The 12,827-nt window shown below is 65.0% G+C and carries 13 protein-coding genes; 8 read left to right on the top strand and 5 right to left on the bottom strand.

Annotated features, from left to right (window positions below; translation table 11 throughout):
* Window positions 1-11 precede the first annotated feature (11 nt).
* Genes OYT13_RS19320 through OYT13_RS19310 form a run of 3 tightly spaced genes read left to right on the top strand, consistent with a single transcriptional unit; the run spans window position 12 to window position 2,656 of the window.
* A complete protein-coding gene (locus tag OYT13_RS19320) occupies window positions 12-1,148 on the top strand; it encodes an ABC transporter permease subunit (protein WP_017232792.1) in 1,137 nt (378 codons plus the stop codon).
* Window positions 1,149-1,169: 21 nt separating this feature from the next.
* Window positions 1,170-1,943 carry an ABC transporter ATP-binding protein gene (locus OYT13_RS19315; RefSeq protein WP_017232793.1) on the top strand — a complete coding sequence of 258 codons (774 nt, stop codon included), beginning with the start codon at window positions 1,170-1,172 and terminating at the stop codon, window positions 1,941-1,943.
* Entirely contained in the window at window positions 1,943-2,656 is a 714-nt protein-coding gene (locus tag OYT13_RS19310) for an ABC transporter ATP-binding protein (RefSeq protein ID WP_017232794.1), read from the top strand. Before OYT13_RS19315 ends, OYT13_RS19310 begins: the two co-directional genes overlap by 1 nt.
* Before the next feature lie 118 nt (window positions 2,657-2,774).
* Here the strand turns inward: OYT13_RS19310 and OYT13_RS19305 are convergent, their stop codons facing one another.
* The 4 genes from OYT13_RS19305 to OYT13_RS19290 all read right to left on the bottom strand — a co-directional run bounded on the left by OYT13_RS19305 (window position 2,775) and on the right by OYT13_RS19290 (window position 6,419).
* Window positions 2,775-3,254 carry a GNAT family acetyltransferase gene (locus OYT13_RS19305; RefSeq protein WP_017232795.1) on the bottom strand — a complete coding sequence of 160 codons (480 nt, stop codon included), beginning with the start codon at window positions 3,252-3,254 and terminating at the stop codon, window positions 2,775-2,777.
* Window positions 3,251-3,748: a GNAT family N-acetyltransferase gene (locus OYT13_RS19300; protein WP_150562643.1), complete on the bottom strand. Its 498-nt coding sequence runs from the start codon at window positions 3,746-3,748 to the stop codon at window positions 3,251-3,253. Before OYT13_RS19300 ends, OYT13_RS19305 begins: the two co-directional genes overlap by 4 nt.
* An 83-nt stretch (window positions 3,749-3,831) precedes the next feature.
* Window positions 3,832-5,064: an acetylornithine transaminase gene (locus OYT13_RS19295; protein ID WP_051060096.1), complete on the bottom strand. Its 1,233-nt coding sequence runs from the start codon at window positions 5,062-5,064 to the stop codon at window positions 3,832-3,834.
* Window positions 5,065-5,384: 320 nt separating this feature from the next.
* The gene (locus OYT13_RS19290) at window positions 5,385-6,419 is read right to left on the bottom strand and encodes a CDP-6-deoxy-delta-3,4-glucoseen reductase (protein WP_017232798.1); all 1,035 of its coding nucleotides are present in this window, start codon (window positions 6,417-6,419) and stop codon (window positions 5,385-5,387) included.
* A 15-nt stretch (window positions 6,420-6,434) separates the two neighbouring features.
* On the opposite strand from OYT13_RS19290, the gene OYT13_RS19285 reads away from it, so the two are divergent.
* The 4 genes from OYT13_RS19285 to OYT13_RS19270 all read left to right on the top strand — a co-directional run bounded on the left by OYT13_RS19285 (window position 6,435) and on the right by OYT13_RS19270 (window position 10,484).
* Window positions 6,435-7,526: an SDR family NAD(P)-dependent oxidoreductase gene (locus tag OYT13_RS19285; protein ID WP_268566836.1), complete on the top strand. Its 1,092-nt coding sequence runs from the start codon at window positions 6,435-6,437 to the stop codon at window positions 7,524-7,526.
* Window positions 7,527-8,074: 548 nt separating this feature from the next.
* On the top strand, window positions 8,075-8,296 hold the full coding sequence (locus OYT13_RS19280; protein ID WP_174974972.1) for a hypothetical protein: 222 nt from the start codon (window positions 8,075-8,077) through the stop codon (window positions 8,294-8,296).
* Window positions 8,297-8,313: 17 nt separating this feature from the next.
* Window positions 8,314-9,156 carry a response regulator gene (locus OYT13_RS19275; protein WP_268566835.1) on the top strand — a complete coding sequence of 281 codons (843 nt, stop codon included), beginning with the start codon at window positions 8,314-8,316 and terminating at the stop codon, window positions 9,154-9,156.
* Between the two features lie 2 nt (window positions 9,157-9,158).
* The gene (locus tag OYT13_RS19270; RefSeq protein WP_026131744.1) at window positions 9,159-10,484 is read left to right on the top strand and encodes an ATP-binding protein; all 1,326 of its coding nucleotides are present in this window, start codon (window positions 9,159-9,161) and stop codon (window positions 10,482-10,484) included.
* 54 nt (window positions 10,485-10,538) lie between these two features.
* On the opposite strand, the gene ppk2 is transcribed toward OYT13_RS19270, so the two are convergent.
* Window positions 10,539-11,459 (bottom strand): polyphosphate kinase 2, encoded by a 921-nt coding sequence (gene ppk2, locus OYT13_RS19265; protein WP_017232804.1) that lies wholly within the window; start codon window positions 11,457-11,459, stop codon window positions 10,539-10,541.
* 332 nt (window positions 11,460-11,791) lie between these two features.
* Here ppk2 and OYT13_RS19260 point away from each other — a divergent pair, with 332 nt between their 5' ends.
* Window positions 11,792-12,808 carry a transporter gene (locus tag OYT13_RS19260; protein WP_150562646.1) on the top strand — a complete coding sequence of 339 codons (1,017 nt, stop codon included), beginning with the start codon at window positions 11,792-11,794 and terminating at the stop codon, window positions 12,806-12,808.
* Window positions 12,809-12,827: the final 19 nt, after the last annotated feature.

The following is a 12,827-nucleotide window of genomic DNA, read 5'->3' as shown; positions in this document are numbered from 1 at the left end:
GAAACGACATCATGAATCAACCCGTGCAAACCTCCACTGGCGAGGCCACGCAGATCTCTGCGGCGGCGGCCACGCGCAAGGCCTATCGCGGCCTCGCATTCTTCCTCATTGCGGCGATTGTCGCGCCGGTGCTCGTCGGCTACGCCGGCGGCAACTACTGGGTGCGCGTGCTCGACTTCGCGCTGCTCTACATCATGCTCGCGCTGGGCCTGAACATCGTGGTGGGCTTCGCCGGCCTGCTCGACCTGGGGTACATCGCGTTCTATGCCGTGGGTGCGTACGTCACCGCTTTCCTCAGCTCGCCTCACCTCACGCTCCACTTCGCGTGGATCGCGCATCTGTTCCCGGGGGGGCTGCATGTGCCGATATGGTTCACGATTCCGATCGGGGCGGCGGTCGCGGCCACGTTCGGCATCCTGCTCGGCGCGCCGACGCTTCGTCTGCGCGGCGACTATCTGGCCATCGTGACACTGGGCTTCGGCGAGATCATCCGTATCTTCATGAACAACCTGGACCGGCCGGTGAACATCACCAACGGCCCGAAGGGGATCACCGGCATCGAGCCCGCGTCGTTTGCCGGCTTCGATTTCTCGAAGGTGCACAACTTCTTCGGGATCCAGGTCGCTTCGGTGTACATGTATTACTACCTGTTCGTCTTCCTGGCGCTGTTGATCGCGTTCGTCTGCGTGCGTTTGCAGCACTCGCGCATCGGACGCGCCTGGGTGGCCATCCGTGAAGACGAAGTTGCCGCCAAGGCGATGGGTATCAACACGCGCAACATCAAGCTGCTCGCGTTTGCCATGGGCGCGTCGTTCGGTGGTGTGGCCGGCGGCATGTTCTCGGCGTTCCAGGGCTTCGTCTCGCCCGAGTCGTTCACCTTCTGGGAGTCGATCATTGTGCTCTCGATGGTGGTGCTCGGCGGCATGGGCCACATTCCGGGGGTGATCCTGGGCGGTATCCTGCTCTCGGCGTTCCCGGAAGTTCTGCGCTCGACCATGGGCCCGTTGCAAACGAGCCTGTTTGGCAGCGTCATCGTCGATCCCGAAGTGATCCGGCAGTTGCTGTACGGTCTGGCCATGATCCTGATCATGCTGTACCGTCCGGCCGGCCTGTGGCCGTCGCCGCGTCCAGAAGAGCGGACACTGTAAGTTGAGGGAGATGACCTGACTATGAGCGAACAAATTCTTCTGTCCGTCAAGGGCGTGAACAAGCGCTTCGGCGGTCTGCAGGCCCTCACCGATGTGGGCCTGGAGATCAAGCCGGGGCAAATCTACGGGCTGATCGGCCCGAACGGTGCCGGCAAGACCACGTTCTTCAACGTGATCACCGGCCTTTATACGCCGGACTCCGGCGAATTCAGGCTCGATGGTTCGGCCTACAAGCCGACCGCCGTGCACGAAGTGGCGAAGGCGGGGATTGCCCGTACATTCCAGAACATCCGCCTGTTCGGCGGCATGACCGTGGTCGAGAACGTGATGGTCGGCCGCCACGTGCGAACGAAGATGGGCGTGATCGGCGCGATCGTCCGTTACCCGGGCGCGAAGGCCGAGGAGCGTGCCATTCGCGATCGCGCGATGGAGTTGCTCGAGTATGTGGGCGTGGCGAAGTATGCCAACTACACGGCGGCGAACCTCTCGTACGGCCACCAGCGCCGTCTGGAGATTGCGCGTGCGTTGGCGACCGACCCGAAGCTGCTCGCGCTCGACGAGCCGGCCGCAGGCATGAACGCGACCGAGAAAGTGGAGCTGCGCGGCTTGCTCGACAAGATCCGTAGCGACGGCAAGACGATTCTGCTCATCGAGCACGACGTGAAGCTGGTGATGGGCTTGTGCAACCGCATGACGGTGCTGGATTACGGCAAGGTGATTGCCGAGGGTTTGCCGCAGGATGTGCAGAAAAATCCGGCGGTGATTGAAGCGTATCTGGGTTCGGGAGGCCATTGATGAGCGCAATGTTGACGATCAAGGGCCTGAAAGTCGCTTACGGCGGGATCAAGGCGGTCAAGGGGATCGACCTGAGCATCCAGCCGGGCGAACTGGTCACGCTGATTGGCGCGAACGGCGCAGGCAAGACGACCACGATGAAGGCGATCACAGGTCTGCTGCCTTGGGCCGATGGCGACATCGAGTATCTGGGCAAGTCGATTCGCGGTGTGAAGGCGTTCGATCTGCTCAAGCGGGGGCTCGCGATGGTGCCGGAAGGGCGCGGCATCTTCACGCGCATGACCATTCTCGAGAACATGCAGATGGGCGCGTATCTGCGCAACGACACCGCGGGGATCAAGCAGGACGTCGACAAGATGTTCGGCATCTTCCCACGCCTCAAGGAGCGTCGTGACCAGCTCGCCGGCACGTTGTCGGGCGGCGAGCAGCAGATGCTTGCCATGGCGCGCGCGCTCATGAGTCAGCCCAAGCTGTTGCTGCTCGACGAGCCGTCGATGGGACTCTCGCCGATCATGGTGGAGAAGATCTTCGAGGTGGTGCGTACGGTGTCGGGCGAAGGGGTGACGGTGCTGCTCGTGGAGCAGAACGCGCGCCTGGCGCTCCAGGCCGCGCACCGCGCTTATGTGATGGACAGCGGTCTGGTCACCATGACCGGTGATGCGAAAGACATGCTCGACGATCCGAAGGTGCGCGCCGCGTATCTGGGGGAATAAGCAAGCATGAGCGTCCGGCGTGAGCCGGACGACGATCGAAGGGCGCCGAAGGCAACTCCGGCGCCCTTTGTGCTTTTCGTCGAGCGCTATGCGCGCAACGCGGTCCCGTCGAACCGGACTACAGCGATGTCGACGGCGCCGCGCCCGGCGCGAGCGGCAAGCGTTTGCCGAGGCTCACGACATCGTCGGCCGCATAGCCGTGCGCGGTGTAGAACGCCAGCACATCGCGCGATTGCGTGAGCACTTGCAAGTTGAGCTTGAGGCAGCCGCGCTCGGCCAGCGCGCATTCTGCGTGGCGAAGCAGGGCGCTGGCCACGCCGCGACGTCGCAGCGCACGCCCTACCGCCAGGGAGTAGACCCAGCCGCGGTGGCCGTCATACCCGGCCATGACGGTGCCCGCGATTGTCTGCTCGCGTACGGCGACGAAGAACAACCCGTCACGCATGGCAACCTTGTTGGCGATCGAGCGGCGAGGCTCGCGGTGCGGCTTGTCGGCCGAGAGGTATTCGGGAAACGCGTCGCGCCAGAGAGCGAGCACGGCGTCGGTGTCGGCGTCGTCGAAGCCGCGGATATGAATGTCGGCGGGCGGGGCGATCATGGCGCGTCCTGTTGACTGGTGTAGATGTCGGGGCGATGGATCTGCATCATCTTGTTCACCGGGTCGAGCGGTTCGAATCCGTAGCGGGCATAAAGGCCCGCCGCGTCGGTGGTGGCGAGCAGAAAACGCCGCAACCCTTGCAAGGCGGGATGCGCCAGCACGTTCTCGCATAGGCGCTTGCCGATGCCGAGCCCGCGCATCGACGGATCAACGAACACGTCGGCCAGGTAGGCGAACGTTGCACGATCGGTGATCACGCGCGCGAAGCCCACCTGACGCGCCGCGCCGCCTTCAACCTGTGTGGCATAGGCGCCGAAGCACAGAGAGTGCGCGATGGCGCGCATGAGCGTCACGCGTGGGATGTCCTTCGCCCAATAGGTTTGCGTCGCGAGCGCGTGATGGATGAAGCCGATGTCGAGCCGTGCCGGATCGGAAGAAATGTCGACGATGGCGTCGGCGGGCGGTGTCGGGTGCGCGTGACTCAGATCGTTCATTGAGGGTGCCTCCTGTGCGATAGGGTGAGCGCCGCGCCGCCCGGCAGTGCCGGGCATGTCGCGGCGCGCATCACGTCGATTCGTTAAGCATGCTTGGCGAGCAGCGTGTCGAGCATCGAGAGCATCTGGTCGATCTCGTCGCGGCTCACGTTGAGTGCGGGCATGAAGCGCAGCAGGTTCGGACGCGCTGCGTTGAGCAGCAGCCCGTCGGGGGTCATCTCACGTGCAGCTTCCACCAGTTGCGGGCCAATGTCGCGCCCGAGCAGCAATGCCCGCAGCAGGCCGGCACCGCGCTCGCCCTCGCCACCGTAACGCGACGACAGGTGCTGCAATCCGGCGCTCAGGTAGTCGGCCTGGGCGCGGACGAATTCGAGGAAGCCCGGTGCGCTGACCGTGCGCATGACCGCGAGGCCAACGGCGCACATGAGCGGATTGCCGTTGTACGTGCCGCCCTGATCGCCCGGCTGGAAGACCGCGAATTCGTCGCCGCAGAGCATCGCCGCGAGCGGCACGCCGCCGCCAATGCCTTTGCCGAGCGTCATGATGTCGGGCACGATGCCCGCCTGCTGATGCGAGAAGAGGGTGCCGGTGCGCCCGCAGCCGGTTTGCACTTCATCCACGATCAGCAACAGTCCGCGCGACTTCGTGAGTGTGCGCAGTTCCTTCAAAAACACGTCGGTGGCCGGCACGACACCGGCTTCGCCCTGAATCGGTTCGAGCATCACCGCGACGGTGTCGGGGCCGATGAGGGCTTCGACGGAGGCGATATTGTTCAGTTCGGCCTTCGGGAAGCCCGGCACCTGCGGCGCGAAGATCGTGTCCCAGCCGGGCTTGCCGCTCGCCGACATGGTGGCGAGCGTGCGGCCGTGGAAGGCATCCTTGAACGTGATGATCTCGAAACGAGCACCGCCCGACGGGTTCGGATGTAATTGGCCCCACTTGCGCGCGAGCTTGATCGCACTCTCGTTCGCCTCGGCGCCGCTGTTCGCGAAGAAGACCTTGCCGAGTCCCGAGAGCGTGGCGAGCAGGCCGGCCAGCTCGATCATCGGCACGTTGTAGTACGCGGGACTGGGATTGAGCAGCAACGCGCTTTGTGTGGCGAGCGCATCGCGCATCACCGGATGACAATGGCCGAGGCTGTTGACCGCCCAGCCCTGAATGAAGTCGAGATAGCGCTTGCCCTCGTGGTCATACAGCCAGCCGCCCTTGCCGTGCGTGAACACGAGCTCGGGGCGCGACGTGATGGGCAGCAACGCCTGCGTGGGGAATTCAGCGAACCTGGCGTGGCGTGCCGCCTTGGGGGCGGCGGACGCCATGGGCGATGCAGCGGCGGACGGGTTGGCAAGCGACATGACGGTCTCCGAAGGACGAGGGTGAGCGGGACGGAACAATAAAAAAAGCCACGGGGGTTGCCCGTGGCTTCGCTGTGCTTGAGAACCTGCGAGTTATCGCAGTCGATAGCGTGCCGCGCGGCATCCCGGTTGGGGCAGCGTATGGCGACGTCGGATCGAGGCGATGGCAATCAGGTTCATGTCGGCAAGCATAAGTCGGTGACGCGGCGCTTGTCAAAGGGTTCGCGCGCACTGTGGCGTGCGCGCCGCGTGGCGCCCGGTCAGCATCGCTCGATTCGTGCGGCTCACAGACCGCCACCCGGGTTGTCGGCCTCGGTGGTGAACGCATCGGCGAAGAATGCCGCGTCGGGCAGGTGGTGATGCGCGATGAAGTCGCGGCGCGCCGATTCCACCATCACGGGGGCCCCGCAGGCGTAGATCTCGTACTCCGACAGATCCGGCAAGTCTTCCACCACGGCACGATGCACGAACCCTGTGCGGCCTTGCCACTGGTCTTCCGGTGCGGCGTCGGAGAGCACCGGCACGAACCTGAAGCCGGGAATCTCGCGCGCCCATTGTTCGGCCAGCTCGCGCAGGTAAATGTCCTTCAACTGTCGCGCGCCCCAGTACAGGGTCATGGGGCGCTTCAGTCCCTTGTGCACCGCATGTTCGACGATGGCCTTGATCGGCGCGAAACCGGTGCCCGACGCGAGCAGCACGATCGGCTTGTCGGTGTCTTCGCGCAGGAAGAACGTGCCGAGCGGGCCTTCGAAGCGCAGGATTTCGCGTTCCTTCATTTGAGTGAAGACGTGGTCGGTGAACACACCGCCGGGCATGTGACGCAGGTGAAGCTCAAGGAAACCTTCTTCGTGCGGCGCGGTGGCCATCGAGTAGCTGCGACGCTTGCCGTCTTTCAGAATGAACTCGATGTACTGCCCGGCGAGATATTGAAAGCGCTCATTGGCAGGCAGTTGCAGGCGCATGACGATGACGTCGTCGGCACGGCGCTCCAGCGCGTTCACGCGGCAGGGCAGGCGCTTGACCGGGATGTCGCCGAAGCCTTTGACTTCGCGCGATTCGATGACGAGGTCGCCCTTGGCATGGGCGCAGCAAAGCAGCGCAAAACCGCGTGTTTCTTCGTCCTTCGAAAGGGCTGAGCTGGAATGCGCGCCGTGCTCGACGTTGCCCTCGACCAGCTTGGCCTTGCAGGACCCGCAACCGCCGTTTTTGCACCCGTAAGGCAGGCCGACGCCCTGACGCAGCGCAGCGCTGAGTACGGCCTCGCCGTCTTCGACCTGGAACTCGCGCCCGCTCGGCACGAGGGTAACGTTGTAAGCCATACTACAATCCGAAAAATGAATAAATCGTCAAAACCCTTCGGTCGCCCGCGCCTGCTGGTAGTGGGCTGCGGCGACGTCGGCATGCGCGCGCTGCCGGCCCTCGTCAAACGCTTTCGTGTCTTTGCGGTCACGTCGAGCGATGCTCGCCATGCGGCATTGCGCGCGGCGGGGGCCGTGCCCGTTGTCGCCAACCTGGACGACGCGGCAAGCCTGCATCGCATCGGTCGATTGGCACCGCGAGTGTTGCATCTCGCCCCGCCCACCGGGGTTGCCGGCAGCGGCACCCTGGACCGGCGTACTCGCCGTTTGCGCGCAGCGCTCGCCCAGCCGCCCAAGCCCACAATTGTACCCGAGGGAGGGCGGCGCGCCTTGTCGCGCCTGCCTCGAGCGCCGCGTCGCATTCTCGTCTACGCGAGCACCAGCGGCGTATACGGCGACTGCGGCGGCGCCCATGTGGATGAAACGCGCACACCGCGGCCGCGATCGCCGCGTGGCCAGCGTCGTGTGGACGCGGAGCGCACGGTGCGCACGCTCGGCCGACCGTCGCGGCACGGGCATGACGTGCATCGTGTGCTGGCGGCTGGGCCGGCACGCGCCCGTGCGACATCGGTGAGCGCCACGCCAGCCGTCTGGCGTTTCACCGAGCGTGCGCGCGTGCCGTGGCGAACGACGCTCGTACGCATTCCGGGGATTTACGCGGCGGATCGTCTTCCGGTCACGCGTTTGCAAAAGGGCACCCCGGCACTACAGGAGTCCGACGACGTTTTCACCAACCATATTCATGCCGACGATCTCGCCGCGATCCTGGTGCGCGCGATGTGGCGCGGCAAGTCGCAGCGGATCGTGCATGCCAGCGACGACACCGAATGGCGCATGGGCGAGTATTTCGACCATGTGGCCGATGCGCTGGGGCTGCCCCGGCCGCCGCGGATTTCGCGAGACGAGGCGCAGCGCGTGCTGGAGCCGACGCTGCTGTCGTTCATGTCGGAATCGCGACGGCTCGCCAACACGCGGCTCAAGCGCGAACTGGGCTACCGGTTGAAGTATCCCGATGTGGCGGCGCTGCTCGTCACGCTCTCCCGCCGATCGATTCGCGATCCTGATTGAACGAGGTGTCGCCCACGGTTTGACGTTGTTGAGGCCACGGCGCCAGTTCGATTCGTGCATGGCAGCGCCGAGCGGGAAGATCGGCAACGGCAGGAGAAATGTGGAGATGCGGATTGGGGTCAACGTTGCGCGTTGCCATCGGCACAATCGCCCGCGAGCAGGGGGGGGCGGCGGTTGCAATAGCCCCGCCGGGCAGGGGGCAGGGGGCTGGGGGCGTTGGTGAGCAGGGTGGGACGCACAGCGGAGCGCGTCGCCACGCGGCTGCACAATGTGAAGATCGCACGCGCTGCGCGACCTCCGATGTCAATCGCGGCCTCGGCGTGCCCTCACTAAATTCTCTATAATTTACTTCTATGTCGGCTAACATCGGTGAATTGTCGATATTTGTGCGCGCAAATCAAGGGCGACGCCGATGATGGACATCGACGCACCTTTCCAATCCTTTCTGAAATAAGGATTGAGCTGCATTTTGTAAGATGCTTCGGCCAATGCCGGTCTGGATGAACGCACACACTTCGGTGCATCTCGACACCAAGGGAGCACATGACATGACCACAGGCATAGGCGCGCCGGGTTCGGCGCTACATCGCGCCTGGCGTTTGCCGGGGCAGGGACCTGCCGCGACGCTCGGCACACGTCGCGCGTCGCCGGCGCCGGATCGATTTACGAATGCGCTGCGGGCGCTGTCCACGACCTCGGCGCCGTCTGCGGTGACGCAAGACAGTGCCGTGACACTGTCGCACGCCGCGAGCGCCCGGCGTCAAACTTAAACCACCGAGAGAATTTCATGAGTCTGCATGTTCTGCTGGTCGACGACGATCCTGTCGTTCGCGACCTCTTGCGCGAATTGCTGCATGCCAACGGCATGCAGGTCTCGGTGCTGCACAACGGGGCCTCGCTGCTGCGCCGGCTCGAACTCGAGCGGCCGTCGGTGATTCTGCTCGACATCATGATGCCGGAGCGTGACGGCTTGCGGGCGTTGCAGGATTTGCGCGCGGCCGGCGAAGACATCCCGGTGATCATGCTCTCGGCGCGTGGCGGGCCGCTCGACCGGGCGCTCGGGCTGGAACTGGGCGCCGACGACTATCTGGCCAAGCCGTTCGATCCGCGTGAGTTGCTCGCGCGGATTCACGCTGTGCTGCGCCGCCGCGGGCCGGTGGCCGCCAGCGCCCCCGACGCGCGCGCCCCGTACCGCTTCGGTCCGTTTGAACTCGATTACTCGCTGCGCACGTTGCAGCGCGAAGGCGAGCGTTTACCGCTGCGCGATACCGAGTTCGCCATGCTCAAGGCGTTCACGCAGCACCCCATGCAGGTGCTCCCGCGCGTCAAGCTGCACGCCATGCTCTATGGCGACGGCATCACGTTTCGCGATCGCAGCCTGGACGTGCCGGTGTGGCGTCTGCGACGGCTCGTCGAGGCCGATCCGTCCGAGCCTCGCTATATCCAGACGATTCGCAGCAAGGGTTACGTCTTCGTGCCGGGCGGCGAATTGTCCGATGGCGCGACGCCGGACTCGCGTGAGCGATCCAGGGCTGGCGGCGTAGGCAGTCAAGACGACGGGCGGGCGCTCGCTTCGCCCGCGCCAGTGGTCAAGCGTACGGTGCGCGGCTGGCGGCAGTCGGCGGCGTGACAATGCGTTGGCGGCTGCGCGACTCGCTCTTCGCGCGCATGGCAGGGCTAGGCATTGCCGTCCTGCTGGTGATGCATCTCGTGTGGAGTGCGTTGGTTTTCTATCAGCGTCCGCGTCAGCAGGTGGACGGATTTGCGCGCGGCCTGCTCATTGCCATCCAGAGCGTGGATCAACGCGCAGTGGACCCCGGCAGCCTCGCGCCGCCGCATGGCCTGCGTCGCGTGCCGCTGACGCGGGCGCCGGCGTTCGCCGATCGCGCAGACGACACACGCACCGCGCGCCTGCGCAGCGAATTGCTCGCGCGCTTGCCGGCCGGCACGCAGCTGCATCTGGTCGACGAGCGCAAGCAGGGTAGTTTGTGGGTCTTGCTGCCCCAACGCAGCGAGTGGATCGTCATCGGATTAGATTTGCCGCCGATGCCACCCTTCGTGCGCGAGACGGTCGGTATTCTGATCGGCGCGGTATTGCTGGCGTTGCTGGTGGCCTGGCAGATGCAGCGCCCGATTGCGCGCGTCGCCCACGCCGCGCGCGTGATCGCGCGTGGACGTCGTCCCGCCTTGTTGCCCGAGCAAGGGCCGCATGAGTTGCGCGACCTCACGCACGCCTTCAACGACATGGCCAAGCGCCTGGCCGAAGCGGAGGACAATCAGGCGATCATGCTGGCGGGCATTGCCCATGACTTGAAATCGCCGCTCACGCGTTTGCGTCTTCGCGCCGATTTGATCGACAGCGACAGCTCGCGCGACGGGTTTGTGCGCGACATCGCGTCCATCGATCACATCGTCCAGCAGTTCCTCGCCTACGCTCGCGACGAACCCGATACGAGTCCGCTTGTGGGCGTCGATGCGTTCTTGCGCGAACAGTTTCCGGCGCAGGGGGGCGACGAAGCCACGGCATCCTCGGCCACGGCGACCGAGTTGGCCGAGAGCGCGCCGCTGTTCGCCAGCCATTTGCGCGCGGGCCCGGCGTTCCAGTTGCCGCGCACGTTGCTCGACCGCGTCATGATGAATCTCGTCGACAACGCCCTCGAGCACGGCGCGCCGCCCGTGCGTCTGGCGACGTGGTGCGAGGGCGCGGTGGGCTGTATCGAGGTGAGCGACTGCGGGGAGGGGATTCCGGACGATCAGGTGGCGCTGGCGATGCGTCCGTTCGTGCGGCTCGACGCCTCGCGTGGTGGCGAGGGCCATTGCGGACTCGGTCTGTCGCTGGTGGCGCGGTTGGTCGAGGGGCTGGGCGGCGCCGTGCGTCTGGCGAGGTCGCCGGACGGCGGCCTTCGTGTCACGCTGCGCTTGCCCGTGACGCCCGCACCTGGGCTTACCGGCGGCTGAGATGATGCCTCAGGCGGCGTGCTGCCGCGCTGAGCCGCCATCGCGCCAGGCGCGTCAGTAGACCTCCGGCACGATCATTTCATCCGGCACCGGGTGACGCATATAGTCTTCGCTGCGGGCGCGTTCGGGCAATATCACCGACGAGCGCTCCACGTCGTGATACGGCACTTGCGCGAGCAAGTGATGCATGCAATTCAGGCGCGCGCGCTTCTTGTCGTCGGCCTGCACGACCCACCAGGGGGCTTCCGGAATGTGCGTGCGCTCGAGCATCACTTCCTTGGCGCGCGTGTAACTTTCCCAGCGACGGCGGCTTTCCAAGTCCATCGGACTGAGCTTCCATTGCTTCAGCGGGTCCTGAATCCGTGCGAGGAAGCGCGCCTCCTGTTCATCGTCCGAGATCGAGAACCAGTACTTCACGATCTGGATACCGCTGCGAACGAGCATCTTCTCGAACTCGGGCACCGAGCGGAAGAATTCTTCGTATTCGCTCTCGGTGCAGAACCCCATCACGTGCTCCACGCCGGCGCGGTTATACCAGCTGCGGTCGAACAGCACGATTTCGCCGGCGGCGGGCAGATGCTGAACGTAGCGCTGGAAATACCACTGCGTGCGTTCGCGGTCGTTCGGGGCGGGCAGGGCGGCCACGCGGCACACGCGAGGGTTCAGCCGTTGGGTGATGCGCTTGATCGCGCCGCCCTTGCCGGCCGCATCGCGGCCTTCGAAGATCACCACGAGCCGGTGGCGGCTGCGGATCACCCAATCCTGCAATTTGACGAGTTCGCCCTGCAGACGAAACAGTTCGCTGAAATAGTGCAGGCGGTCGCTGCGGGCCTCGGCGCTCAGGTCATTCAGCCCGGGCAGACGAAGATCGTCGATCTCCATCTCGATCTCTTCATCGTAGCTGTCGATCAGGTCATCCTGGAGGCGGCGCGCAAGCGAGGCGTCGCGGTCGGCATCGGAATCGAATTGGGTCATGGCGACGGACTCTTACGGACCAAAAAAATACGGAAGGCACCCGTCCAGCGTGGGTGAAGACAGGCCGGCACACGGCGCAGTCCCGCGTGCAGGGCGCACCCGAGAGTGAGCCAAAGTCTGCGACGATTTTATGACATTAGCATGGCGCGGACGAACGCCGCGCCAAGGCGTTTGCGTTCCGCCTCGCCCGGTGGGCGAAAGCGGCGTTGACAGGCGGTGTGCGAGGTGTGTGCGTTGTCACAAAAAAGCCATGTGACGGGGCCATGATGTCAGGTCGGCCCGCGCTGAGGTACGGGTCACGCCGCCCCCACTTTCGCCTACACACCGCGCGCATGTTCGCCGACTTGGTTCACAACGCTTATGGCTGCGATCAGGCGGGTCTGATCTATGGCTATCGATTCACCGACGGCACCTCGCCTGAGCCCATCGATTCGGGCGAGGCCCTCGCGTGGCTGGCGCAGGGCGAGCGTGCGCCCGGCTTCCTGTGGCTGCATTTCAACTTCGCGCATGCCGCGTGCGAGCGGTGGCTGCAGCAGCATCTGCGCTTGCCGGACGAATTCTACGAGCATCTGAGCGAAGGTTCGCGCTCGACTCGCATCGAACATTCCGACGACTGGCTGCTGGCCGTCATCAACGATGTGATTTTCGCGTTCGACATTGCGCAGTCGGAGATTTCAACGCTGCGTGTCGCGGCCAATGCCCGGCTGCTGGTCACGGGCCGGGTGAAGCCGCTGCGATCCATCGATAAGTTGCGCGCATCGGTCAAACGTGGCGAAGCCTTCCGTTCGCCGCTGGCGTTGCTGGTGCATTTGCTGCGCGATCAGGCGGATGTGCTCGAACGCATCGTGCGCGAGACGAGCGGGCGCGTGGATACGGTGGAAGACCGGCTATTGCAGCAGCGTATCGAGAGCAATCGCGCCGATCTGGGGTCGTTGCGCCGGGTGCTCGTTCGCTTGCAGCGATTGCTGGCACCGGAGCCGGCGGCGCTTTTTCGTCTGCTGAGCCGTCCTCCGCCCTGGGGGCATGTCGAGGACGTGCAGGAGTTTCGTCAGGCAACCGAAGAATTTGCCGTCGTGCTCAATGACTTGTCGGCCTTGCTGGAGCGAATCAAGCTGCTGCAGGAAGAGATTGCGGCAATGGTCAGCGAGCGCACCGAGCGCACGATCTACACGCTCACCGTCGTGACCGTGCTCGCCTTGCCCATCAACATCGTGGCGGGCTTCTTCGGCATGAACGTGGGCGGTATACCGCTGGCGGATCACCCGCACGGCTTCTGGGTTCTGGTCGCGATTGTCGCCACGGGGACCGCCGCCGCCGGCGGATGGGCGTTTCGGCGGCGGCCGGATTGACGGTGGCGTTTCACGACGG

It is taken from the genome of Pandoraea sp. XJJ-1 (genome assembly GCF_026802345.1).
Lineage (GTDB): Bacteria > Pseudomonadota > Gammaproteobacteria > Burkholderiales > Burkholderiaceae > Pandoraea > Pandoraea cepalis.
This window is presented reverse-complemented; position numbering and strand designations above follow the sequence as displayed.